Here is a 23,447-nt window from a genome sequence, read left to right as displayed (position 1 = left end):
CACGGCTGAGATCGGGAATGGCTCATGGACAGATTTGACGAGCTGCAGGTGTTTGTTGCGGTGATTCAGCAGGGCAGCCTGGCTGGCGCGGCGCGCGTATTGCAGCGTTCGCCGCCGGTCATTACCCGCACGCTGAATGCGCTGGAAGCACGTTTCGGCACCACCCTGATTGAACGCACCACGCGCCAGCTGGCTCCCACCGAGAGCGGCTGGCAGCTGTTTGAGCAGGCGCAGCGCTTGCTTAACGATTACCAGAGCGCGCTCGACAGCGCCCACCACAGCGGACTGCACGGCCTGCTGCGCATCACCGCCCCGGTGATGTGTGGTCGTCGCCACGTGATGCCACTGGTTAATGCCTTTCTGCAACAGCATCCGGAAATGCAAATCGAACTGATCCTTAGCGACAGCTATCAGGACCTGATTGAAAACGGGCTGGATATTGCGGTGCGCATTGGCGAGTTGCAGGATTCGTCGATGGTGGCGCGCAACGTCGGCAGCGTACGCTCGATGCTGGTCGCCAGCCCGGACTACCTTCGCCAGGCCGGAATCCCGGCCCATCCGGCTGAGCTCAGCATGCATGCGCTGGTGGCAGGCGTACGCCATACCCGTGAGTGGCGCTTCGCGCACGACCTGCGCGTGCGTATCACCCCACGTCTGCGCGTCAATGACATCGCCAGCCAGCTGGATGCATTGCGCAGTGGCCAGGGCATTGGCCGTCTGTTGTCTTATCAGGTGATAGATGAACTGCAGGCAGGCACGCTGATCCGCCTGCTGAGCGAGTGGGAGCCGGCACCGCTGCCGGTGCATCTGGTGGCGCAGCGGGTGAAAAACATGGCGCCCAAGGTACGCTGTTTCTGGGATTTCGCGCTCACGGCACTGCCGCCGCGACTGCAGGCGGCCGCTGAATTTCCCGCGCCCGCCCGCAATTCCTGATCGCTGTCACTGGTAAAAATTTCTGGCAGTTTTATGCTGCTGACATCACAACAACTCATCAGGAGAGGCCATGATGAAACTCTATTGTAAGCCCGGTGCCTGTTCGCTCTCGCCGCATATCGTTGCGCGCGAATGCGGGCTGGATTTTACGCAGGTCAATGTCGATCTGCAGAAGAAAGTCACCGAGCGCGGAGAAGATTACTGGCAGATAAACCCCAAAGGACAGGTTCCCGCGCTGCAGTTTGATGACGGCAGCATACTGACGGAAGGCGTGGCGATTGTGCAGTATCTGGCGGATCTCAAGCCGGATCGCAACCTGCTGGCACCGACTGGCAGCCTGACGCGCTACCACACGCTGGAGTGGCTGAGCTACATCAGCAGCGAATTGCACAAAACCTTTTCCCCGCTGTTCCGTCCGGATACGCCGGAAGAGTACAAAGCCATAGTGCGTGCACAGCTGGAGCAAAAATTTCAGCGCGTTAACGACGCGCTGCAGGATAAACAGTGGCTGATGGGGTTACGCTTTACCGTCGCCGATGTCTATCTGTTTGTGGTTACGCGCTGGGCAAAAGCCATCAAACTGAATCTCGAAGGTTTGAGCGCGCTGGAAGCATGGTTTGCGCGGGTGGCTGCGCGGCCGGCGGTTCAGGCCGCACTGAAGGCTGAAGGTCTGGTCTGACGCCACAGGCCGGCATGCTGGCCGGCCTGTTGATTAGCAGCGATTACAGCTGTTCTGCCGCAAAGTGCTGCGTGGGTTGCGCAATCGCATCCTGCGCCGCCACCAGTTGCAGTTCATACTCGCCCATCTGGTGGGTTTTCAGCATCACTTCATATACTGCCGCCGTGACATGTTCCAGCGCATCCTGCAGCGATTTGCCGTGCAGCAGGTCAACCAGCAACAGGCCACTGGTCAGATCGCCAACCCCCACCGGCTGACGCACACCAAAATCCACCAGCGGACGGCTGATGTGCCAGCACTGGTCGGCGGTGACCAGCAGCATTTCAAAGCGATCGCTACGGCGTCCGGCGCGCGCCAGATGTTTCACCAGCACCACGCGCGGCCCCTGCGCAATCAATGCGCGGGCGGCAACCACCGCCTGTTCCACGTTAGCGACCGTCTGGCCACTGAGCATCTCCAGCTCCAGCAGGTTCGGCGCGATAAGATCGCTGGCCGGCATCGCCTGCTTGCAGTGAAACTCCGCCACGCCGGGCGCGACGATGCAGCCTTTTTCCGGATGGCCCATCACCGGGTCACAGAAATACCAGGCGTCAGGATTTGCCGCCTTCACCATACGCACAATTTCCAGGATCTGTTCGCCCTGCTCCGCCGAGCCGAGATAGCCGCTCAGCACTGCATCGCAGGTTTTCAGACGATCGATGGCGGCGATCCCGCTGACGATATCGGTCAGATGGGTGGCGGGCATCACTGTGCCGGTCCAGTGACCATACTGGGTGTGATTGGAAAACTGCACGGTGTTTAACGGCCAGACGTTGGCGCCCATGCGTCGCATCGGGAATTCGGCCGCGCTGTTACCGGCGTGGCCATAAACCACGTGAGACTGGATTGCGAGGATATTTTTCATTATTGCCCTGTACTGCTTGCCATAAAAAAGGGCCGGAGACCGGCCCTTGCACCTTACTGCCAGCTAATCAGGCAGTAGTGTTTTTTGCCGCGACGCAGCAGCGTGTAACGACCAAACAGTTTGTCGCTGTCGCTGAAACGATACTCGGCATCAGATTGTTTCTCACCGTTGACAGACACCGCGTTGGAGCCAATCATGGTGCGCGCCTGGCCGCGTGACGGCACCAGTTCCGCCGCCACCAGCGCCTGTTGCAGATCGTCGTCCGCCTTCAGGCTAATGGTCGGCATACCATCCTGCGCCAGCTGCTCAAAGTCCGCTTCGGTCATGTCGCTCAGGCTGCCGGAGAACAGGCTGTCGGTGATGCGCTTCGCCGCGCTCAGACCGCTTTCGCCGTGCACCAGACGCGTCACCTGCTCTGCCAGCACATACTGCGCGCGCGGCGCTTTGCCACTGGTTTTGTCTTCTTCTTCCAGCGCATTGATCTCTTCAATGCTCATGAAGGTGAAGAACTTCAGGAAGCGATAGACGTCGGCGTCGGCGGTGTTAATCCAGAACTGGTAGAACTTGTATGGACTGGTTTTCTTCGCATCCAGCCATACTGCGCCACCTTCGGTTTTACCAAATTTGGTGCCGTCCGACTTGGTGATCAGCGGCACCGTCAGTCCCCACGCCTGCTGCTGATGCAGACGACGCGTCAGATCGATGCCGGAGGTGATGTTCCCCCACTGGTCGGAACCGCCAATCTGCAGCACCACGTCGTAGCGCTTGTTCAGTTCGGCAAAGTCGTAACCCTGCAGCAGGTTGTAGGAAAACTCGGTGTAGGAGATGCCCTGATCTTCACGGTTCAGGCGCATTTTCACCGCTTCACGGTTGATCATCTGGTTGACCGAGAAGTGCTTACCGATATCGCGCAGGAAGGTCAGCACGTTCATGCCGCCAAACCAGTCATAGTTGTTGGCCGCGATGGCGCTGTTATCGCCGCAGTCAAAATCGAGGAAAGGCGCAACCTGTTTGCGGATCTTCTCTACCCACTCGTTGACGGTTTCCGTGGTATTGAGTTTACGTTCGGCCGCTTTAAAGCTGGGATCGCCGATCAGGCCGGTGGCACCGCCGACCAGGGCCACCGGCTTGTGGCCGGCATCCTGGAAACGTTTCAGGCACAGCAGCGGCACCAGATGGCCCAAGTGCAAGCTATCAGCGGTGGGATCAAAGCCGCAATAGAGTGCAATTGGCCCTTGCGCCAGCCGCTCTGCTAACGCTTCCTCGTCCGTTACCTGGGCTACTAAGCCTCTCTCTTGCAATTGTTGTATCAGGTTACTGCTGGTCATCACTGACTCCAAATTGATCAGACTGCACCTATGCTGGTACACAGCTGTCCGCTGACGTGCGGATACGAAAAAAATGAGGGCTATAGCATAAAGCGCTGACGAGCCGTGCGCCAGCGCTGAAAGGGGATAAAACGCAGTTTTACGGTGCTAAACGGTCGATTGTCCAGCCGCTGCCATCACGCTGATAAAGGAAGCGGTCATGCAGGCGATGTTCGCCGCCCTGCCAGAACTCCATGGTGTGGAATCTGACGCGGAATCCGCCCCAGAAACTCGGCAGCGGCACTTCCCCCTGCTGAAACTTCTGCTTCAGCTCAAGGAATTTGCCCTCGAGCACGCCGCGCGCGGAAATCCGGCTCGACTGTTTCGATACCCAGGCGCCAATCTGGCTGTCTCGCGGACGGCTGTGGAAGTACTTCAGCACTTCCAGCGGCGACAGTTTCTCCACTTCGCCCAGCACCATTACCTGACGCTCAAGGAAGTGCCAGGGGAAATGCAGGGAAATACGCGGATTGTCCGCCAGCTGCAGCGCTTTACGGCTGCCGAGGTTGGTGTAAAACACCATGCCCTGCTCATCGTAGTGTTTAAGCAGGACGATGCGCTGATAGGGCTGGCCGCTGCTATCCACCGTCGCCACCGTCATGGCGGTGGGATCGGGCAGCTGCGCGGCGCACGCCTGCTGCAGCCACTGCTCAAACAGCGCCAGAGGAGTATCTGGCAAATCTTTGCGCCGCAGCCCGCCGCGCGTGTACTCCCGACGCAGGTGGGCAATGTGTTGCAAGCTGTCACTGTCGCTCATGCTGGTATCCCGGTTCTCTCTTACTGTGCGGAGGCATCCGCGTTCTGCAGTTCACAATCATTAATCACGATTTTATCGTTGCGTTCAACAAAGGCGCCATTGCCTTTTGACCAGAAAACGTAGGTCCCATCGCTGTAGCGCGCGCCGGAGGCAGACACCGTCTGGGTCAGCGTGAGTGGTTTGCCGTCCAGAATAAAGCTTACCTGCTGCTTCGCGTTGTCCAGCGTGACCGTCAGCGGCAGCGTGCCACACTGGTAATGTAACGTCTCTGGCGCGGGTGCAGGTTTATGCCAGATACCACAGCCGCTGAGTAAGGTCAGGGTGCCGGCCAGCACGATCATCTTTTTCATGTTTGCTCCTTAACGTATTGCGTGGGGATTGGCGGGATAGATGGCACCCAGCACGCTCATTTCGCGCGCGCCGGTTACCGCCGGCAGATTGCCCGGCAGCCCGGACAGGGTGCGGAACGCCAGCCAGGCAAAGGCCAGCGCCTCCATATCATCTCCGCTGATACCGGCCTGATCGGTGGTGCCCACCTCGGTGCCAGACAGATGCGCGGCCAGCCGCGCCATCAGCAGCGGATTGCGACTGCCGCCGCCGCACACCAGCAGACGATCGCAGCCATCGTTGAGCTGTACCTGATGGGCGATGGTCAGCGCGGTCAGCTCGCACAGCGTTGCCTGCACATCCTGCGGGGCCAGCGCCGGGAAGCGCTGCAGCTGCTGTTCCACCCAGCCCAGGTTGAAGTATTCCCGACCGGTGCTTTTGGGTGGCGGCAGCGCAAACCACGGATCGCCGAGCATCTGCTCCAGCAGCGCGGGCACGACCTGGCCACTGCGCGCCCAGCCGGCATCTTTATCAAACGGCAGGCCTTTGTGGCGCCAGATCCACGCATCCATCAGCATATTACCTGGTCCGGTATCAAAGCCGCGCACCGGCTGACCGGGGATCAGCAGCGACAGATTGGCGATGCCGCCAATATTCAGCACCATGCGCCGTTCAACGCTGTCCATCAGCAGCGCCTGGTGAAAAGCCGGTACCAGCGGTGCGCCCTGGCCGCCCAGCGCCATGTCGCGGCGGCGAAAATCGCCAACCACCGTGACGCCGGTCGCGGCAGCAATCTGGTTATTGTCGCCAATTTGCAGCGTATTCGGTGCCGCCGACTGCGGCTCGTGCCACACCGTCTGGCCGTGGCAGCCAATCGCCATGATATCGCTGGCCTCCAGCGCCTGCTGCTGCATCAGCGTCAGTACGGCTTCCGCAAACAGCTGGCCGAGCCGGGTATCAAGCTGACCGAGCTGCGACAGCGTCAGCGTCTGTCCCTGACAAATTTCCAGCACCTGCTGACGCAGCGCCAGCGGGATGGGATGGCAGTAGCTGGCCTGTTGCGCCACCATATGCTGGTCGATCGCGGCCAGCACGACGTCTACGCCGTCCAGGCTGGTGCCGGACATCACGCCGATATAGCGTCCTGATTTCATAGCGCTTCCTTACCCGTTTGCGGGCCTGCAATGCATCTGTGTTTAGCCTGGCAAATTACCGGGGCTAATTCTATGATAAATTTCCGCTTTTCAACTGCGCTGCGACACGCATTCCGGCAGCAAACTATTTTCATCCGGCAATTGAATTTTTGTTGATGGGCGGTGGTCTATGCTTCGGCCCAGCCGCATATTGTTCGGACATCGCGTCAATTGACCATTTTCTGACTTATACTGTTGCAGTACAGGACGAGAATATGGCGTTTTTTTGCATTAAGGAGCTTTCTCATGATTAAGCGTTTCGTAGCCGTAGCCCTGGCGGGTATCACGCTGGCTGGCTGTGTTAATAACGATACCCTTTCCGGCGATGTTTACAGCGCCAGCGAAGCCAAGCAGGTTCAAAGCGTCTCATACGGTACGCTGGTCTCCGTGCGTCCGGTAAAAATTCAGGGCGGCGATGACAGTAATGTGATCGGTGCCATTGGCGGTGCGGTGCTGGGTGGTTTCCTCGGTAATACCATTGGCGGCGGCGCGGGGCGCAGTCTGGCAACGGCCGGCGGTGCGGTACTGGGCGGCGTAGCCGGTCAGGGCGTGCAGGGTGCGCTCAACAAATCTGACGGCGTAGAGCTGGAGATCCGTAAGGATGACGGCAATACCATTATGGTGGTGCAGAAGCAGTCCGCCAGCCGTTACTCAGTCGGCCAGCGCGTGGTGATGGCCTCCAACGGCAGCCAGGTCACCGTCTCTCCGCGCTAAGCGCACAGATAAAAAAAACCGACGCCAGTGCGTCGGTTTTTTTATTTCTCGCGGTTCTGCAACTCGAGAATGTTTTTTTCCAGCCGGGCAATCAGCGTCACCATCTGATTGATCTCTTCGAGGCTGATGCCGGAGAGGATGTCGTCACGCGTCGCGTCGATCACGTTTTCGACCTGCTCAATGATCGGCTCAGCCTGACGGGTCAGCTTGATGCGCTTGGCGCGGCGATCGTTAGCGCAGGTGGCGCGGGTGATGAGCCCCTTCTCTTCCAGCTGATCCAGCGTACGCACCAGCGACGGCTGCTCAATACCGATGGCTTTCGCCAGCTGAATCTGCGACTGCTCTGGCGGGAGTTGATGAATATTGTGCAACGTCACCCAGTGGGTTTGTGTCAACTCAAGCGGCTTCAGACGCTGGTCGATCAACGCGCGCCAGATGCGCACCAGGCGAGACAGATCTGTTCCAAGCGGCGTATCCATTTCATCTCCTTATAATTAGCTTGCTAGCTATCAAGCCAGATTTTACACTATTCTGCGAGTTTACAGGACAAATTACAAATCCCGGGCCAGACGGCACGCCCGCTGTCTACACTTGATTTAACCGTGCCCGGGTAAAAAGGATGATGCCACGTGTCAATCTTCGCGCTCACCGCGACAGCGCCGCTGACCGATCTGGTGTTCGGTGCCTCACTGTTCTTCCCGCCGCTGTTCAAAGCGGTGCTGCTGGGCTTCTTTTTCTGGCTGCTGATTCATCCGCTGCTGCGCGGCTGGATCTACTCCGGCGATGTCTGGCACCCCACCTTAATGGATCTCTCACTGTTTGTTCTGTGCGTGAGCGGCGCACTGTGGATACTGAGCCTCGGATAAATCACCATGAAATTCAACCCATTTAAGTACTTTTCTACCCTTGTGGTGTTTACCCTGGCGCTGCTCGCAGGCTGGTGGATGTGGAACTACTACATGCAGGCCCCGTGGACGCGCGATGGCAAAGTACGCGCTGAACTGGTGGACGTGACGCCCGAGGTTTCCGGCCGCATCAGCGCGCTGGCCGTGCGCGACAATCAGTTCGTGCATAAAGGCGAGGTGCTGCTGACGCTGGATCCGGTGCCGTGGCAGATTGCGCTGGCCAATGCGCAGGCCCAGCTGGCGAAGGCGCAGGCCGACCTCGCCAAAGCGCAGCATGAGGCGGATCGCCGTGCCAGCCTGCCGCGTAACGTGATCTCCGCTGAAGATATGGACGCGGCGCGCCTCAACGCGAATGCAGCGGCCGCCACAGCGAAAGCCGCACAGGCGATGCTCGATCAGGCGCGCTGGAACCTGCAGCAAACCACGGTGACGGCACCGACCGACGGCTGGGTCAGTAACCTGACGCTGCGTGCCGGCAATTACGCGACCGCTGGTACGCCACTGTTCGCGCTGGTCGACAGCCACTCTTACTATGTGATGGGCTATTTCGAAGAGACCAAACTGCGCCATATCCAGCCCGGCGCGGCGGCGCAAATCGTGCTGTATAGCAACGGCGCACGACTGCAGGGCCAGGTGGAGAGCATCGGGCGCGCCATTTACGATCAAAGCATCGCCAGCGACGGCGGTCTGGTGCCTGATATCAAACCCAACGTGCCCTGGGTCAGGCTGGCGCAGCGCGTCCCGGTGCGTATCCGGCTAAACGCGGTACCGGATAATGTGCCGCTGGTGGCCGGTACCACCTGCACCATCTCTGTCGCGCACTGAGGCCGGCATGAATCTGCAGTGGCTGGCCTGGCACAATCTGCCGTGGATAAAGGCAACCGGCGGCGAGTGGCGCTATGCGTTACGTAATGCAATCGCGATGTGTCTGGCGCTCACCCTGGCGTATGCGCTGCAGCTGGATCAGCCTTACTGGGCCATGACGTCCGCCGCGGTGGTGAGTTTCCCCACCGTCGGCGGCGCCATCAGCAAAAGCCTGGGCCGCATCGTCGGCAGCCTGCTCGGTGCCAGCGCCGCGCTGCTGATTGCCGGTCATACGCTCAACGAACCGTGGCTGTTTGCCTTTTTCATGGCCGGCTGGCTGGCGCTCTGCACCTGGGTCGCCAGCCATTTTCAAAACAATGTGGCCTACGCCTTTTCACTGGCCGGTTACACCGCCGCGATTATCGCCTTCAGCAGCGTTAACGTTAGCGACGTCAGCCAGCTGTGGGACATCACCCAGGCGCGCGTGTGCGAAGTGATCGTCGGGATTCTCTGCGCCGGGCTGATGATGATGATCCTGCCCAGCACCTCGGACGGCAGCGCACTGATGCTATCGCTGCGCCAGATGCACACCCGCCTGCTCGACCACGCCGTGCTGCTGTTGCAGCAGAGCAGCACGGAAAATGTGCGCACCGCCCACGAAACGGTGATCAGCCAAATCCTCACCATGAATCTGCTGCGCATTCAGGCCTTCTGGAGCCACTATCGCTTCCGCCGGCAAAATAACGTGCTTAATTACGTGCTGCATCAGCAGTTGCGCCTGACCAGCGTGCTCTCCAGCCTGCGGCGCATGCTGCTTAACTGGCCCGCCGCGCCGCCGGCGCTGTACAGCGCAATGCAACAGCTGCTGCACGAACTGGCGCAGCCGCAGTGTGATAAATACCGGCTGGCGCAGATTCTGCGCAGCATCACGCCGGACGTGCACGGTGATTTCCGCCAGCGTGCTTTTGTCCAGCGGCTGCGCTACTTCTGCTGGGTGTGGCTGAATGTGGAGCGCTGGATTCGCCTGATCGAGCGCGCCGACGCTGACACCCGTTTCCAGCCGCCGTACGCGCCGGCACTGGCACGTGCCAGCGACAGTGCCGAAGCTGGCTGGAGTGCGCTGCGCACGTTTAGCGTGATCATGCTGGGCTGCGCGTTCTGGATCGGGACCCAGTGGGACGCTGGCGCCGCCGCGCTGACGCTTACCGCTATTGCCTGCGTGCTCTACTCGTCATCGCCTTCGCCCGGCGGCAGCGTGTCGCTGCTGCTGAAAACGCTGCTGTGGTTGTCGCTGTTCAGCTTTGTGCTGCAGTTTGGTCTGATGGTGCAGATCAGCGCGCTGTGGCAGTTTTTGCTGCTGCTGTTCCCGCTGCTGCTGACGCTGCAACTGTTTAAGCTGCAGCAGAAGCAACGCGCCGCGCTGTGGGGCCAGTTTATTGTGTTTATGGGATCGTTTATCGCGGTAAGTAATCCGCCAGACTGGGATTTCCAGAGCTTCCTTAACGATAACCTGGCAAAAGTGTGTGGCGTCCTGCTGGCGTGGCTGGCGTTTCAGGTGTTACAGCCGGGTTCTGATGCGCGCCGCAGCCGGCGCCATATCCGGGCGCTGCGCCACGCTTTTCTCGATCAGCTACGTCGCCAGCCGCGTCTGAGTGAAAGCCGGTTTGAATCGCAGATTTATCATCACATCAGCCAGCTGAGCCACAGCCGTGATGAGCAGGCGCGCCTGTGGCTGCTGCGCTGGGGCGTGGTGCTGCTGAACTGTTCGCACATTGTCTGGCAGCTGCGCGCCTGGCAACCCCGCTCACCGGCGCTGGCGCAGCTGCGCGACAGCAGTCTGCAGGATTTGCAGCGCATTATGAGTTTGCGCGGTGTGCGTCACGACTCGCTGCAGACCGCGCTGGATACGCTGCAGCAGGCCATTGATCAGCTTCAGAGGCAGCCGGAGAGCGACGCGAATACCCTGGCGGGTATTTTGTGGCGCCTGCGCTGTTCGCTGGCGCAGTTGCGTCAGGCGGTGCCGGATTGATCATTCACAGTACTGGGTAAACTGCCGATCAAAGTCATCGTGCAGCTGTTGCAGGGTCTTCTGCCCTTCAAAGCGGGTTTTATCCTGCTCGGACATCGGTTCGATCACCAGCGCTTTCTCGTCCGACGAGTAGATAAAGCGCCGTGCCAGCGTGCTGCCGGTAAAACTGGTGCCCTGAATGCCGCCGCACACCACGGTGATGCTGTGACGGCGGATTTCAGTATGGGTGAAATTGGTTTCGGTGGCGCTGCGCAGGACGTTCTGACAGCCTTTGGCTTGCAGCCGCTGCAGGGTATGCTGCGTCAGCCATTCGCGGCCGCGGGCAATATTTTCACAACTGGCGCGCAGCGGATTGGTATCTATATCTCGCTGCAGCTGACGGCTGGCCTCCAGTCGCAGCTGGGTATCATTCGGGCGATCGCAGCCCACCAGCGCTAAACACAACAGCAAAATCCCACGCGTTTTCATGCCTGCCCCTGAGCGGTTCCGTTCCTGAATCAACATCATAGGATGGAATGTTGCCGCTGAGTAGCAGGAAAATGGGTCAGAATTTTTCTGCGCGGCGGCGGCGGGTCAGGCCCGTCGCCGCCCGGTGGTCAGATCACGCCGCAGGCCAGACGTGCCCCGCCACCGCCAAGCGGTTGCGGATGGTCAGCATGGTTATCGCCGCCGACGTGCACCATCAACGCTTTGCCTTTGATCTCGCTTAGGGATTTCAGACGGGGCGCCACCACGGGATAGCTGGCTTTACCGTCGTCGGTGACATAAAGCGCGGGCAAATCGCCGAGGTGACCGTCAGCGTACGGACCGAGGTGCTTGCCGCTGTTGTGCGGATCGAGGTGACCGCCCGCCGCGCCGGCCGCCACGGTTTTGCCGGCGGATTCGCCGGGCTCACAGCTGCCTTTGGCGTGGACGTGGAAGCCGTGAATACCGGGTTTCAGCCCGCTCAGCGCCGGCGCGAACTGCAGACCATACGGGGTTTCGCTGATGGTCACCTTACCGATCGACTCACCGATACCCTGCGCCGTCACCTGATGCAGCGTCACGTCTTCTGACGCCGCGTGTGCACCGGCAGCACACACCAGCGTCAGCACGGCCATAATGGTTTTTTTCATAACGTCTCCTTACGGTTCAGATTCCCTCTAAGCCTGGACCGCTTTTGCCCAGGCTGCCGTAGTTTGACGCAGATTTACGCTTCAGGGCACATCGTAGCCGAGCGCCGCCTTGCGAATACGGAACCACTGCTGGCGATCCAGCGTCAGTTCACAGGCTTTCACTGCGTCGCTCACGCGCGCGGTTTTACCGGAACCGATAATCGGCAGCGGACGACTGGGCAGCTTCATTACCCAGGCATACACCACCTGCTCGATATTGCTGGCACCGATCTCCTGACGCACCTGTTCCAGCTCATCGCGCAGCGGCTGGTAGTGCGGATCGTTAAACAGGCGGCCGCCACCGAGGCACGACCACGCCATCGGGCGCATACGCGTCTGCTGGCACTGGTCGAGCGTGCCGTCGAGCAGCGCCGACTGCTCCAGCGGTGAGATTTCCAGCTGATTGGTGACCAGGCTAAACGGCAGACGGGATTGCAGCAGCGTGAACTGCGCAGCGGTAAAGTTGGACACGCCAAAATAACGCACCTTGCCACTCTGATGCAGCTGCAGGAAGGCGTCGGCGATTTCATCCGCATCCATTAACGGATCCGGACGGTGAATCAACAGCAGATCGAGATAATCGGTGGCAAAGTGGCGCAGCGAATTTTCCGCACTGTGCAGGATGTGGCTGGCTTCGGTGATGTAGTGACCGATTTTATGTTCCGGTTTCGCGCGGGTAGCAATGCCGCACTTGGTGACGATTTGCAGTTGCTGACGCAGCTGCGGTGCCAGTCGCAGCGCTTCGCCGAACGCGGCTTCACAGCGATAGTCGCCATAGATGTCGGCGTGGTCAACGGTGGTGATGCCCAATGCCAGATGATGCTCAATAAACTGCACCAGCTGCTGCGGCGTCATGCCCCACTCCATCAGCCGCCAGTAACCGGCAATCAGCGGCGAAAAATCGGGTCCCTGTGGGGCAATAGCGTGCGGTTGTAACATGGTTAAACTCCCTTCTGCGCATTAGCGAAAGCGCGAGTATAACCAAATGCGCAGGTCGCGTTTTCTTAAAACAGCTCCGGTTGCTGTGGATCAGGATTTTCATCAACTTTTTGCTGCCGCTGCAGGCGCAACAGGCGCTGACGACACAGGCGCAGCACCTCACGTTTTTGCGCATCGCTGAATTTCATCCAGTTGAAGCGCTCCTCACGGCTGCGCAGACAGCCACGGCAATAGCCGCGCGCATCGCTCTGGCAGATACCGCGACAGGGGCTCGGAACCGGAAAAAACTCTAATTGCTCAGCCACATCACCTCCGCAATGAACCTATCCACTCTTATTGATAACAGCTTAGTGACATAGTGCAAGGCATAAACCGTTATTACTGGTACTGTACACGGCGACAACCACGCCAGCTTCCGTCACCGTGGCAATAGTCAGGGAATCAATCAGGTAAGGAGACGCGGTTAAGGTTTTCCTCATCTTCAATTCATACGATTGTCATATTCCGTTATTCCGATGAGTCTCCATGAAACTGACCTCTAAGTTACAGTGTCACGACAACAGCTTTAATTTACTGGCCGCGTTGTTCTTTGCCTTTGTCCTCAATGCCCTGTTTTTACTGCGCGCGTGGGAAATTATTCCCTACACCCGCGTGCATGATTATCTGTTCGCCGCCAGCATGCCGGTGGTGCTGGTCGCGGCGTTTTATCTGCTCTTCTCGCTACTGGCCTGGCCGTGGATACGCAAACCGCTGCTGATTGTGCTGATTCTCGCCAGCGCCGCCGCCAACTACTTTATGCACAGCTTTGGTACGGTCATCGACACCAACATGATCGAAAACGTGTTTGAGTCGAATGCGCAGGAAACCGGCGCGCTGATGAGCCGCAACTATGTCATCTGGATGCTGCTGATGGGCATTCTTCCGGTCGCGCTGGTGTGCAGCGTCCGTATCAGCAATCGCCAGCGCTGGTGGTGGAACCTGCTGCAGCGCCTCGCCAGTGCGCTCGGTGCCGTACTGGTGATTCTGCTGATGGCTGTGCTGTTCTACAAAGACTACGCTTCGCTGATCCGCAATAACAAAGGCCTGGTGAAGATGATCACCCCTGCCAATATTGTCAGCGGCACCGGCCATTATGTCGATCAGCGTTATCTGCAAGGCAGCCAGGCGCTGGTAAAGATTGGCGAAGATGCGAAGAAAGGACCGCTAATCACCGCCGAGCCGAAGAAGACGCTGGTGGTGCTGGTGGTGGGTGAAACTGCGCGCGCGGAGAACTTCTCCCTCGGCGACTATGCGCGCGACACCAACCCACAGCTGAAAAAACAGCAGGTGATTTATTATCCCAACGCCAGCTCCTGCGGCACGGAAACCGCCATTTCGGTGCCGTGCATGTTCTCGAATATGCCGCGCGAGCATTATGACGCGAACCTCGCCCATCATCAGGAAGGCGTACTGGATGTGCTGGCCCATGCCGGAATCAGCGTGCTGTGGCGCGAAAACGACGGCGGCTGCAAGGGTGCCTGCGACCGCGTGCCGCATACCGATATGACGCAGTGGCAGCTGCCACAATACTGCCACGATGGCTTCTGCCTCGATGACGTCTTGCTGCATCGCTTTGATAACTATGTCGACAGCCTGCACAATGACGGCATCATCGTACTGCACCAGATGGGCAGCCACGGTCCGGCTTACTTTAAGCGCTATCCGGCCGCGTTCCAGCGCTTTACGCCGACCTGCGACAGCAATCAGATTCAGGATTGCGATCACCAGGCGCTGGTCAACACCTACGATAACTCGCTGCTGTATACCGACGATATGCTGAGTCGCACCATCGATAAGCTAAAGGGCCTGAGCGATCGCTTTAACGTGGCGCTGGTGTATCTGTCCGACCATGGCGAATCGCTGGGTGAACACGGCATGTATCTGCACGGTGCGCCATATCTGTTTGCACCGTCGCAGCAGACGCACATCCCGCTGCTGCTGTGGATGTCGCCGGGCTACGCCGCGGCGTATCACATTGATCAGGCCTGTCTGCGCCAGCAGGCGGCAGAGACAGCGGTGTCGCAGGATAATCTGTTCCACACGGTGCTCGGCCTGTTCAACATCCAGACGCAGGAGTATCAGCCGCAGCTGGATATGATCAAATCGTGCCAGAATCGCGCCTGAGGATTGCATTAGACCGACTGGTCTAATACTCTGCCTGACATGAACAAGACAGTGCAACGCAACGAAACCCGTGAACATCTGCTCGCCACCGGCGAGCAGGTCTGCCTGCAGCGCGGTTTCACCGGCATGGGATTGAGCGAAATGCTGGCGCTGGCGGAAGTGCCGAAAGGCTCGTTTTATCACTACTTCCGCTCAAAAGAAGCGTTCGGTGTGGCGCTGCTGAAGCGCTATTTCGTCAACTATCAGCAGCAGGTTGAACAGCAGCTGACCCAGCCCGGCGTTACTGCACGCGAACGCTTACTGCAGCATTTTCGCTACGCGGAACGGCTGTTTATCGAGCAGGGTCACATCGTCGGCTGTCTGGGCGTTAAGCTTTCCGGCGAAGTGTGCGATCTGTCAGAGCCGATGCGCGATGCGCTGCAGCGCGGTGCCACGGCCATTACGGCTGCTTACGCACGCTGTCTGACGGAGGTCGCAGCCGAACAGCCGCTGCCCTATGGGCAAAGCCCGCAGCAGCTGGCGCAACGCTGTTATCTGCTGTGGCTGGGTGCCAGCCTGCAGAGCAAGATTTCACGTGAGCCCGGGCCGATTAGCCTGGCGCTCGACACCATCGAACAGTGGCTTAATCACCGCTGATTTTTAAAAACGGCAATTTCTAGACGACCGGTCTATTACAGGAGTCATCATGGCGAGTAAACAGCTGTTCACCCCGCTGAAAGTGGGCGCGATTACCGTACCTAACCGTGTATTTATGGCGCCGCTGACGCGTCTGCGCAGCATTGAACCGGGCGATATTCCTACCCCGCTGATGGCGGAGTATTATCAGCAGCGCGCCAGCGCGGGTCTGATCATTACCGAAGCCACCCAGGTTTCGTTCCAGGCGAAAGGCTACGCCGGTGCGCCGGGTTTACACACCGCAGAGCAGATTGCTGCGTGGAAAATGATTAACGAAGGCATTCACGCCGCGCACGGTCACAGCGCCGTTCAGCTGTGGCACACCGGCCGCATCTCGCATAATAGCGTGCAGCCGGATGGCAAAGCGCCGGTCGCACCGTCCGCGATCGCCGCTGGCACCCGCACCTCGCTGCGCGCCGCCGACGGCAGCGTGTATCGCGAAGATACCTCCATGCCGCGTGAACTGAGCGTGGCAGAAATCCAGCAGATCGTTAAAGACTTCGGCCAGGCGGCAGCCAATGCGCGCGACGCCGATTTTGACCTGCTGGAGCTGCACTCTGCGCACGGCTATCTGATGCATCAGTTCCTCGCACCGGGTTCTAACCAGCGTACCGATGAATACGGCGGTTCGATTGAGAAGCGCGGCCGTTTCGCGCTGGAAGTGGTCGATGCGGCGATTGCTAACTGGTCAGCCGATCGCATCGGTATTCGCATCTCGCCAATCGGCGCCTTCCAGAATCTGGAAAACGGTCCGGATGAAGAAGAAGCGGCACTGTGGTACATCAGCGAACTGGGCAAGCGCGGCCTCGCCTACCTGCACCTGTCTGAGCCAGACTGGGCGGGCGGTAAGCCTTACACCGATGAGTTCCGCCAGAAAGTGCGTGCCGCCTTCCCGGGCGTGATTATCGGTGCCGGTGCCTACACCGTGGAAAAAGCGGACGACCTGATCGCGCGTGGCCTGATTGACGCCGTGGCCTTTGGCCGTGACTTCATCGCCAACCCGGATCTGGTAGCGCGCCTGCAGCAGGATGCACCGCTTAACCCGCAGCGTCCGGAGAGCTTCTACGGCGGCGGCGCGGAAGGTTACACCGACTACCCGACACTGTAAGTCAAACGCGGCCGCAGCGGATGTGCGGCCGCGTGCTTTCTTCAGGGCATTCCCTCGCTATACTAAGCGGGTTCCCTGATGACTTTTAAAAAGAGGATGTTATGCGTTTACTTCACACTATGTTACGCGTTGGCGATCTGCAGCGCTCCATCGATTTTTACACCCGCGTGCTGGGTATGCGCGTGCTGCGTCAGAGCGAAAACACCGAATACAAATACACCCTGGCTTTCGTGGGTTACACCGAAGAGAGCGAAGGTGCGGTCATTGAGCTGACCTACAACTGGGGCGTGGATAAATACGACCTCGGCAATGCCTACGGCCACATCGCGCTGGGCGTAGATGATGTCGCGGCGACCTGCGCCCGCATCCGTCAGGCGGGCGGTAACGTCACGCGTGAAGCCGGCCCGGTCAAAGGCGGCAGCACCATCATCGCTTTCGTGGAAGATCCGGACGGTTACAAAATCGAGCTGATCGAAAACAAACACGCCGGTCACGGCCTCGGCAACTAATGCCGTTAGTCAGCCTGCTAATTTGCGGGCTGACTTCCCTCTCCTGCTGCACCCTGCGCCGATTTTTGCCATAATGCGCGCTGCCCCATTTCCTGCAATGAGATCCTGATGTCTGAATCGAACGCCTTAAACGCTCTCCATCAACGCTTCCGTGGTTTTTATCCTGTGGTGATTGACGTTGAAACCGCCGGTTTTAATGCGCAAACCGATGCGCTGCTGGAAATCGCCGCCACCACGTTAAAAATGGATGAGGATGGCTGGCTGCACCGCGATGAAACCCTGCATTTCCACGTGGAGCCGTTCGAAGGGGCGATTCTCAATCCCGAAGCGCTGGCGTTTACCGGCATCGACCCCAGCAATCCGCTGCGCGGCGCGGTGAGTGAATATGAGGCGCTGCACGCCATTTTCAAAATGGTGCGTAAAGGTACCAAAGACAGCGGCTGTAACCGGGCGATTATCGTGGCGCACAATGCCACCTTTGATCATAATTTTCTGATGGCGGCAGCAGAGCGCACCGGCATGAAGCGTAACCCGTTTCACCCGTTCGCCACCTTTGACACCGCCGCGCTGAGCGGGCTGGTGCTGGGACAAACGGTGCTGGCGAAGGCCTGTAAAGCGGCGGGAATAGATTTTGACAGCACTCAGGCGCACTCGGCACTGTACGATACCGAACAGACCGCCACGCTGTTTTGCGAACTGGTGAATCGCTGGAAACGCCTCGGCGGCTGGCCGCTGGCGGTGAGTGAAGAGCCGGCCGAAGACGATGCTTCGGCCTGAGGCCCGTCAGACCGCAGCCAAAAAAAGGCCGACACTGCTGTCGGCCTTTTTCTTATTCTGCTTCTTTGTGCTTCTCAGCGGTCTCTTTGATCAGCGGTTGCAGTTCGCCGCGCTGGAACATCTCAACGATGATGTCACAGCCGCCGACCAGCTCGCCATCCACCCACAGCTGCGGGAAAGTTGGCCAGTTGGCGTATTTCGGTAACTCAGCGCGGATATCCGGATTTTGCAGAATGTCTACGTACGCAAAGCGCTCACCACAGGCAGACAGCGCCTGTACCGCCTGCGCAGAGAAACCGCAGCTTGGCAGTTTCGGCGAACCTTTCATGTACAGCAGGATCGGATTTTCTGCGATCTGGCGCTGAATTTTTTCAACAGTACTCATTTTTGCCTTCCTTAATCCTTCACTTCGTGTTTGTTTATTGTAGCGACTTCGCCCCGCGACTGAAAACGGGATTTTGCCTTAGCCGGCGCATATCGCCATGTTTGTTAAGTTCGCGCGCCACGAATAACATTTTCATATCATTAATAAGCATTAATCAATTAATAATTAGCAATAATTCCGCTGGGTTAAACAGCTGAAATCGCTCATTTTTGCCCCACTTTCAGTACCGTGACAGATTAATGGAAAAAGACCTTACCTTTTGCAAAAAAAGTGGATTAGAATTGCCCCGGTGCTGATCGTCGATCAGATTTTTCTAACTTTACCGCGGTCTGGCTTCCTGCCGACGGCTTAACCTGTAACCGGACTATGCGTTTACTGATTACGCTTTTCATACTGGCTTTTGCCCAACTGTTCTTTAATGTGGCGGCGGCTTCTCCGCATGCGCCGGTTAATGCCAGTTTGCAGAAAGCGGAGAAAAAGAACGCGCGTGAAGATGAGCGTCGCAAACGACGCCCGGTGAAAACCACCAGCAAAAAGTCTCGCCTGACGTCGGTACAGAAGTTCAGGCTGAAAAAACAGCAGAAAAGCGAAACGGTACTTCAGCACACCACGCAGCGCAAATCCTCACTTAAGCTCAGTGCGAAAAAATATGGTCATCAGCGGCTGGCGAAGAAATCGCGTGACGTTGCCGTTGATGATGAAGTGCAGCAGCTGAGCGGCATTAAAATGAGCAAGGCCCACCGCCTGCGCTATCAAAAAGCGCGCGAAACCGCGATGACGAAACTGATGGGCCAGCTGGGTAAACCGTATCAGTGGGGAGGCACCTCACCGCACACCGGTTTCGACTGCAGTGGTTTAGTGTGGTACGCCTACAAAGACCTGGTGAAGTTTAAATTTCCCCGCACCGCCAATGAGATGTATCACCTGCGCGACGCCGCGCCAATCAAGCGCGAGATGCTGGAGAAAGGTGATCTGGTGTTCTTCCGCATCAACAACCGCGGCACCGCCGACCATGTCGGGGTTTATCTGGGCAATGGCAAATTCATTCAGTCTCCGCGCACCGGTAAGGACATTCAGATTAGCGCGCTGGGCGAGGATTACTGGCAGAAGCATTACGTTGGCGCACGCCGTATGATGACGCCGAAAACCGTGCGCTAACCTCAGCGTTGCGCAACAAAAAAGCCGGTGGCTGTTCAGCAGCACCGGCTTTTTTATTAATGCAGAATGGCGGTAAAGCTAAAGGCAATAATCATCAGCAGAGCAGCGGCGGTGGTGGTCAATGCCAGTTTTAAATCGGTACTCATCACAACTCCTTAGTCACACAGTTTGCATGGTTAAATAATTTTCGCACAGTGATGGGCAAAAATCTCGTGTTATCCGCCCCGGCTTGCTAGAATCGCCGCCTTTCGTTGCGCAACAGATTTAGCGCATGCTGCATTGACAGCCTGCTGAAGGATGTTTCCCTGCCCGATTAAGCAGATTAGCCCTGATATTCAGGGCGCAAAACCATTAGCAGACGCAAACGTTTAACAATATACTTATCAGTAAGTTGCGATAAGCCCAGGAGTACCATTTTCATGGCAACCATTAAAGATGTGGCGAAACGCGCCGGGGTCTCAACTACCACGGTTTCGCATGTCATCAACAAAACGCGTTTTGTCGCGGAAGAGACGCGTAACGCCGTATGGGAAGCGATTAAAGCGCTGCACTACTCACCGAGCGCGGTGGCCCGCAGCCTGAAGGTGAATCACACCAAGACGCTGGGCCTGCTGGCGACCTCCAGCGAAGCGCCCTACTTCGCCGAAATTATTGAAGCCGTGGAGAATCACTGCTTTGAGCGTGGTTACACGCTGATTCTCGGCAACGCGCACAACGATCTGCAAAAACAGCGTGCCTATTTGTCGATGATGGCGCAAAAGCGCGTCGATGGCCTGCTGGTCATGTGCTCCGAATATCCCGACGATCTGCTGCAGATGCTGGAAGAGAACCGCAATATCCCGATGGTGGTCATGGACTGGGGTGAATCGCGCGGTGACTTTACCGATACCGTGCAGGACAATGCGTTCCACGGCGGTTACCTCGCCGGGCGTTACCTGATTGAGCGCGGCCATCGCGACATCGGTGCTATCCCCGGCCAGATGGAGCGCAACACCGGTGGTGGCCGTCATGCGGGTTTTCTGCAGGCGATGCAGGAAGCGGGCATCAGCGTCCGTCCCGAGTGGATTGTGCAGGGTGACTTCGAACCGGAGTCAGGTTATCAGGCAATGCAGCAGATCCTGAACCAGAAACAGCGCCCGACGGCGGTGTTTTGCGGCGGCGATATCATGGCGATGGGCGCGATTTGCGCGGCCGACGAGATGGGACTGCGCGTGCCGCAGGATATTTCGGTCATTGGCTATGACAATGTGCGCAACGCGCGCTATTTCACCCCGGCGCTGACAACCGTGCACCAGCCGAAAGCCCAGCTGGGGGAAAAGGCACTGGAGATGCTGCTGGACCGCATCACCAGCAAACGCGAAGAGCCGCAGACCATTGAAGTGCAGCCCACGCTGATTGAGCGTCGCTCCGTGGCCGACGGCCCGTTCCGCGATTACCGCCGTTAAGCCGCCTTCTCGCTGAGCCACTCGTGGTTCAGCGTCTCCGCATCGCCCAGATATTCCAGCAACCACGCCAGCGCCGGTGACGCACGCTGCTCAGACCAGCTGACGCAACACGGGCTGTCAGGAAACGGCTGCGGCAACGCCAGCTCCACCAGCGCGCCGCTGTCCAGCAGCGGGCGCGCCAGGTGCCCCGGCACCATGCCCACGCACAATCCGGCCTGCAGGCAATCCAGCCCGGTTTCCCACTCCGGCACCACCAGACGCCGCTGGTTATCCAGCGTCCATGTCATGCGGCGCGGCAGCGCGCGTGACGTATCTTCCAGCACCAGCGATGGCCAGGCGCGCAGGGTTTCGTCGTCCAGCTGCGGACTGTGAGCCAGCGCATGCTGCGGACTCACCACGCAGCGCCAGTTGAGCGCGCCCATATCCTGAAAAGCGAAGCGGCCGCCGACCGGAATGGCCTGGGTGGCGCCAATCGCCACATCGACACGCCCATCAGCCAGCGCGTCCCACACGCCGTTAAATACTTCGTAGCTGATGATCAGCTCCATATCGGGGAAATGGCGGTAAAAATCTTTTACCAGCTGGCGGGTGCGCTGCGGTTTGACAATACAATCCACCGCGATACTGAGCTGACCGCGCCAGCCGTTGGCCAGCTGCTGACACTGACGGCGCGTGGCCAGCATTTTTTTGATAACAGAACGCCCTTCGCGCACAAAATGTTCGCCTGCTGCCGTCAGCACCACTTCGCGATGCTGCCGTTCAAACAACGGTACCGCCAGCCAGCCTTCCAGCTGGCGCACAGTATAGCTGATGGCAGAGGGCACGCGGTGCAGCTCCTGCGCCGCCGCGCTAAAACTGCCGGTGCGCGCTACCGCGTCCACCACCTCAAGTGCATATTCCGACCACATAGTTTTCCCATCAAAAATTTTAACAGCACCCTGCAAATATTAGCGTTTCACAAAGCCCGCTGCACCCTTTTACACTCCCCGCCGTTCAACCTGCCGAATGAGAAAAACCATGCTGTCATCCAAAGGATTTCTGCCTTACCTTGCCGTGCTGAGCATGCTCGGCTTTCTGGCCACCGATATGTATTTACCCGCCTTCGGCGCCATGCAGCGCGACTTTGCTTCCGCACCGGGCACCATCAGCGCCAGCCTGAGCCTGTTTCTGGGCGGCTTTGCCTGTGCGCAGGTGCTGTGGGGCGTGCTGTCGGACCGCTTCGGCCGTAAACCCATTCTGCTGGCGGGCCTGAGCCTGTTTGCGCTGAGCTGTCTCGCCATGCTGTGGGTGACTAACGTCTGGTTGATGCTGGCGCTGCGCTTTGTGCAGGCGGTAGGCGTGTGCGCCGCAGCGGTGAGCTGGCAGGCGCTGGTGGTTGATCGCTATCCGCAGGCCAAAGCCAACAAAGTGTTTGCCACGATTATGCCGCTGGTGGCGCTGTCGCCGGCGCTGGCACCGCTGCTGGGTGCCTGGCTGATGGCCCATTTCCACTGGCGCGCCATCTTCCTCGCGCTCACGCTGGTGACGCTGGTGCTGCTGTTCGGCACGCTGAAACTGGCCAGCGCGCCGCGTGCGCGCCACGAAAGCGCGCCACAGCCGGGCTGGCTGACGCTGCTGGCGACGCGTATTTACAGCGGTAACGTACTGATTTATGCCGCCTGCTCCGCCAGTTTCTTCGCCTGGCTGACCGGCTCGCCGTTTATACTCGCCGCCGCGGGTCTGAGCCCGGCGGACATTGGCCTGAGCTATATTCCGCAGACCATCGCCTTCCTGCTGGGCGGATTTGGCTGTCGCGCCCTGCTGAATCGCTTTCAGGGTGCGCAGCTGCTGCCGTGGTTGCTGATGATTTACAGCCTGAGCATTCTGGGCCTGTTTGCGGTGGCGCTGATGACCACGCCGCCGCTGGTGGCTCTGCTGCTGCCGTTCTGCGGCATGGCGCTGGCCAATGGCGCGATTTACCCGATTGTGGTGTCCAGCGCCCTCGCCCCGTTCCCGCAGGCCACCGGCAAAGCGGCCGGCCTGCAGAATCTGCTGCAGCTGGGCTTATGCTTCCTCGCCAGCCTGATTGTTTCCGCGGGTCTGCAGCAGGCGCTGTTACATACCACGCTGGTCATGGTGGCCACGGTGATCCTCGCCTGGGCCGGTTTCCTGTGGCAGCGCAGCGCCAGCGCACAAAGTGATATTGCTCACGCTTCCCGTCCCTGCGAAGATAATTGCTAAGGCAACGATTATCGTTAGCAAACTAACGATAAGCCATTGAATACTGACCTGCGTGAGCATATACTCAGTGGGTCAGCATTTCTGCAACAAATCAATAACATAATGAGCGTATTTTTTAGCGACACTGTCGCTGGGATGGCGTCTGCACGATATTCACCTCCGGAGTTGTGGCAGACATTTCTATTCAGATTCATACCTCTGTAGTACGTCGGCTATCTGGCGCACGGATTTTCCGTGAGTTCTCTCACAGGCCTGAGGAATTTGACTATTCTTTTTCTCAGGTTCAAATCGGAAAGGTGATG

27 protein-coding genes are annotated in these 23,447 nt (G+C 58.6%); 14 read left to right on the top strand and 13 right to left on the bottom strand.

Going from position 1 to position 23,447, the window contains the following annotated elements:
* Positions 1-24 precede the first annotated feature (24 nt).
* Together F3J36_RS02235 and gstA are read left to right on the top strand one after the other, a co-directional pair.
* A complete protein-coding gene (locus F3J36_RS02235) occupies positions 25-933 on the top strand; it encodes a LysR family transcriptional regulator (protein WP_058776276.1) in 909 nt (302 codons plus the stop codon).
* Between the two features lie 73 nt (positions 934-1,006).
* Positions 1,007-1,612, top strand: a complete 606-nt coding sequence (gstA, locus tag F3J36_RS02230) for a glutathione transferase GstA (protein ID WP_031279159.1) — start codon at positions 1,007-1,009, stop codon at positions 1,610-1,612.
* A 43-nt stretch (positions 1,613-1,655) separates the two neighbouring features.
* Here gstA and pdxY read toward each other — a convergent pair whose 3' ends face one another.
* The 5 genes from pdxY to anmK all read right to left on the bottom strand — a co-directional run bounded on the left by pdxY (position 1,656) and on the right by anmK (position 6,121).
* Complete coding sequence (gene pdxY / locus F3J36_RS02225) at positions 1,656-2,516, bottom strand: pyridoxal kinase PdxY (RefSeq protein WP_166718751.1); 861 nt, start codon at positions 2,514-2,516, stop codon at positions 1,656-1,658.
* 53 nt (positions 2,517-2,569) lie between these two features.
* Positions 2,570-3,844, bottom strand: coding sequence for a tyrosine--tRNA ligase (gene tyrS / locus F3J36_RS02220; protein ID WP_059011053.1), 1,275 nt, complete (start codon positions 3,842-3,844; stop codon positions 2,570-2,572).
* A 139-nt stretch (positions 3,845-3,983) separates the two neighbouring features.
* A complete protein-coding gene (gene pdxH, locus F3J36_RS02215; RefSeq protein WP_021506201.1) occupies positions 3,984-4,640 on the bottom strand; it encodes a pyridoxamine 5'-phosphate oxidase in 657 nt (218 codons plus the stop codon).
* A 20-nt stretch (positions 4,641-4,660) separates the two neighbouring features.
* The gene (locus F3J36_RS02210; protein ID WP_021506202.1) at positions 4,661-4,990 is read right to left on the bottom strand and encodes an MliC family protein; all 330 of its coding nucleotides are present in this window, start codon (positions 4,988-4,990) and stop codon (positions 4,661-4,663) included.
* 9 nt (positions 4,991-4,999) lie between these two features.
* A complete protein-coding gene (gene anmK / locus F3J36_RS02205; protein WP_088515851.1) occupies positions 5,000-6,121 on the bottom strand; it encodes an anhydro-N-acetylmuramic acid kinase in 1,122 nt (373 codons plus the stop codon).
* 285 nt (positions 6,122-6,406) lie between these two features.
* Here anmK and slyB point away from each other — a divergent pair, with 285 nt between their 5' ends.
* Complete coding sequence (gene slyB / locus F3J36_RS02200) at positions 6,407-6,874, top strand: outer membrane lipoprotein SlyB (RefSeq protein WP_021506204.1); 468 nt, start codon at positions 6,407-6,409, stop codon at positions 6,872-6,874.
* A 41-nt stretch (positions 6,875-6,915) separates the two neighbouring features.
* On the opposite strand, the gene slyA is transcribed toward slyB, so the two are convergent.
* Positions 6,916-7,353: a transcriptional regulator SlyA gene (gene slyA, locus F3J36_RS02195; RefSeq protein ID WP_010618966.1), complete on the bottom strand. Its 438-nt coding sequence runs from the start codon at positions 7,351-7,353 to the stop codon at positions 6,916-6,918.
* Positions 7,354-7,503: 150 nt separating this feature from the next.
* Here slyA and F3J36_RS02190 point away from each other — a divergent pair, with 150 nt between their 5' ends.
* From F3J36_RS02190 to F3J36_RS02180, 3 genes are read left to right on the top strand one after another with little or no spacing between them, the layout of a single operon-like run.
* Positions 7,504-7,740 (top strand): DUF1656 domain-containing protein, encoded by a 237-nt coding sequence (locus F3J36_RS02190; RefSeq protein ID WP_021506205.1) that lies wholly within the window; start codon positions 7,504-7,506, stop codon positions 7,738-7,740.
* Positions 7,741-7,746: 6 nt separating this feature from the next.
* The gene (locus tag F3J36_RS02185) at positions 7,747-8,604 is read left to right on the top strand and encodes an HlyD family secretion protein (RefSeq protein ID WP_166718750.1); all 858 of its coding nucleotides are present in this window, start codon (positions 7,747-7,749) and stop codon (positions 8,602-8,604) included.
* A gap of 7 nt (positions 8,605-8,611) precedes the next feature.
* On the top strand, positions 8,612-10,612 hold the full coding sequence (locus tag F3J36_RS02180; RefSeq protein WP_166718749.1) for an FUSC family protein: 2,001 nt from the start codon (positions 8,612-8,614) through the stop codon (positions 10,610-10,612).
* Here the strand turns inward: F3J36_RS02180 and F3J36_RS02175 are convergent, their stop codons facing one another.
* The 4 genes from F3J36_RS02175 to F3J36_RS02160 all read right to left on the bottom strand — a co-directional run bounded on the left by F3J36_RS02175 (position 10,613) and on the right by F3J36_RS02160 (position 13,010).
* The gene (locus F3J36_RS02175; RefSeq protein WP_021506208.1) at positions 10,613-11,080 is read right to left on the bottom strand and encodes a hypothetical protein; all 468 of its coding nucleotides are present in this window, start codon (positions 11,078-11,080) and stop codon (positions 10,613-10,615) included.
* Between the two features lie 128 nt (positions 11,081-11,208).
* A complete protein-coding gene (sodC, locus tag F3J36_RS02170; RefSeq protein ID WP_021506209.1) occupies positions 11,209-11,727 on the bottom strand; it encodes a superoxide dismutase family protein in 519 nt (172 codons plus the stop codon).
* Positions 11,728-11,808: 81 nt separating this feature from the next.
* Entirely contained in the window at positions 11,809-12,705 is an 897-nt protein-coding gene (locus tag F3J36_RS02165; RefSeq protein ID WP_166718748.1) for an aldo/keto reductase family oxidoreductase, read from the bottom strand.
* A gap of 65 nt (positions 12,706-12,770) precedes the next feature.
* Positions 12,771-13,010, bottom strand: a complete 240-nt coding sequence (locus tag F3J36_RS02160; RefSeq protein ID WP_021506211.1) for a DUF1289 domain-containing protein — start codon at positions 13,008-13,010, stop codon at positions 12,771-12,773.
* 220 nt (positions 13,011-13,230) lie between these two features.
* Here F3J36_RS02160 and eptA point away from each other — a divergent pair, with 220 nt between their 5' ends.
* The 5 genes from eptA (at position 13,231) to rnt (ending at position 17,937) form a co-directional block, all read left to right on the top strand.
* Complete coding sequence (gene eptA, locus F3J36_RS02155) at positions 13,231-14,868, top strand: phosphoethanolamine transferase EptA (protein WP_166718747.1); 1,638 nt, start codon at positions 13,231-13,233, stop codon at positions 14,866-14,868.
* A 39-nt stretch (positions 14,869-14,907) separates the two neighbouring features.
* Positions 14,908-15,504 (top strand): TetR/AcrR family transcriptional regulator, encoded by a 597-nt coding sequence (locus tag F3J36_RS02150; protein ID WP_166718746.1) that lies wholly within the window; start codon positions 14,908-14,910, stop codon positions 15,502-15,504.
* A 49-nt stretch (positions 15,505-15,553) separates the two neighbouring features.
* Complete coding sequence (locus F3J36_RS02145; RefSeq protein ID WP_058776267.1) at positions 15,554-16,651, top strand: alkene reductase; 1,098 nt, start codon at positions 15,554-15,556, stop codon at positions 16,649-16,651.
* A 101-nt stretch (positions 16,652-16,752) separates the two neighbouring features.
* Positions 16,753-17,160 (top strand): lactoylglutathione lyase, encoded by a 408-nt coding sequence (gene gloA, locus F3J36_RS02140; RefSeq protein WP_166718745.1) that lies wholly within the window; start codon positions 16,753-16,755, stop codon positions 17,158-17,160.
* A 108-nt stretch (positions 17,161-17,268) separates the two neighbouring features.
* Positions 17,269-17,937, top strand: coding sequence for a ribonuclease T (gene rnt / locus F3J36_RS02135; protein WP_021506216.1), 669 nt, complete (start codon positions 17,269-17,271; stop codon positions 17,935-17,937).
* Between the two features lie 52 nt (positions 17,938-17,989).
* Here the strand turns inward: rnt and F3J36_RS02130 are convergent, their stop codons facing one another.
* Positions 17,990-18,322 (bottom strand): Grx4 family monothiol glutaredoxin, encoded by a 333-nt coding sequence (locus F3J36_RS02130; protein ID WP_021506217.1) that lies wholly within the window; start codon positions 18,320-18,322, stop codon positions 17,990-17,992.
* A 366-nt stretch (positions 18,323-18,688) separates the two neighbouring features.
* Between F3J36_RS02130 and F3J36_RS02125 the strand changes: the two genes are divergently transcribed.
* A complete protein-coding gene (locus F3J36_RS02125) occupies positions 18,689-19,480 on the top strand; it encodes a C40 family peptidase (RefSeq protein ID WP_058757687.1) in 792 nt (263 codons plus the stop codon).
* A 56-nt stretch (positions 19,481-19,536) separates the two neighbouring features.
* Here F3J36_RS02125 and F3J36_RS02120 read toward each other — a convergent pair whose 3' ends face one another.
* A complete protein-coding gene (locus tag F3J36_RS02120) occupies positions 19,537-19,626 on the bottom strand; it encodes a YnhF family membrane protein (protein WP_021506219.1) in 90 nt (29 codons plus the stop codon).
* 273 nt (positions 19,627-19,899) lie between these two features.
* Between F3J36_RS02120 and purR the strand changes: the two genes are divergently transcribed.
* Positions 19,900-20,925, top strand: coding sequence for an HTH-type transcriptional repressor PurR (purR, locus tag F3J36_RS02115; protein WP_021506220.1), 1,026 nt, complete (start codon positions 19,900-19,902; stop codon positions 20,923-20,925).
* On the opposite strand, the gene punR is transcribed toward purR, so the two are convergent.
* Positions 20,922-21,833 carry a DNA-binding transcriptional activator PunR gene (punR, locus tag F3J36_RS02110; protein ID WP_059011034.1) on the bottom strand — a complete coding sequence of 304 codons (912 nt, stop codon included), beginning with the start codon at positions 21,831-21,833 and terminating at the stop codon, positions 20,922-20,924. The two genes, purR and punR, sit on opposite strands and share 4 nt — an antisense overlap.
* Positions 21,834-21,942: 109 nt before the next feature.
* On the opposite strand from punR, the gene punC reads away from it, so the two are divergent.
* Positions 21,943-23,145 (top strand): purine nucleoside transporter PunC, encoded by a 1,203-nt coding sequence (gene punC, locus F3J36_RS02105; RefSeq protein WP_166718744.1) that lies wholly within the window; start codon positions 21,943-21,945, stop codon positions 23,143-23,145.
* The last annotated feature ends 302 nt before the right edge of the window (positions 23,146-23,447 follow it).

Origin of the sequence: Pantoea sp. Cy-640 (genome assembly GCF_011752635.1) — a bacterium.
In the GTDB taxonomy this organism is placed as follows: Bacteria; Pseudomonadota; Gammaproteobacteria; order Enterobacterales; family Enterobacteriaceae; genus Pantoea; species Pantoea dispersa.
This window is presented reverse-complemented; position numbering and strand designations above follow the sequence as displayed.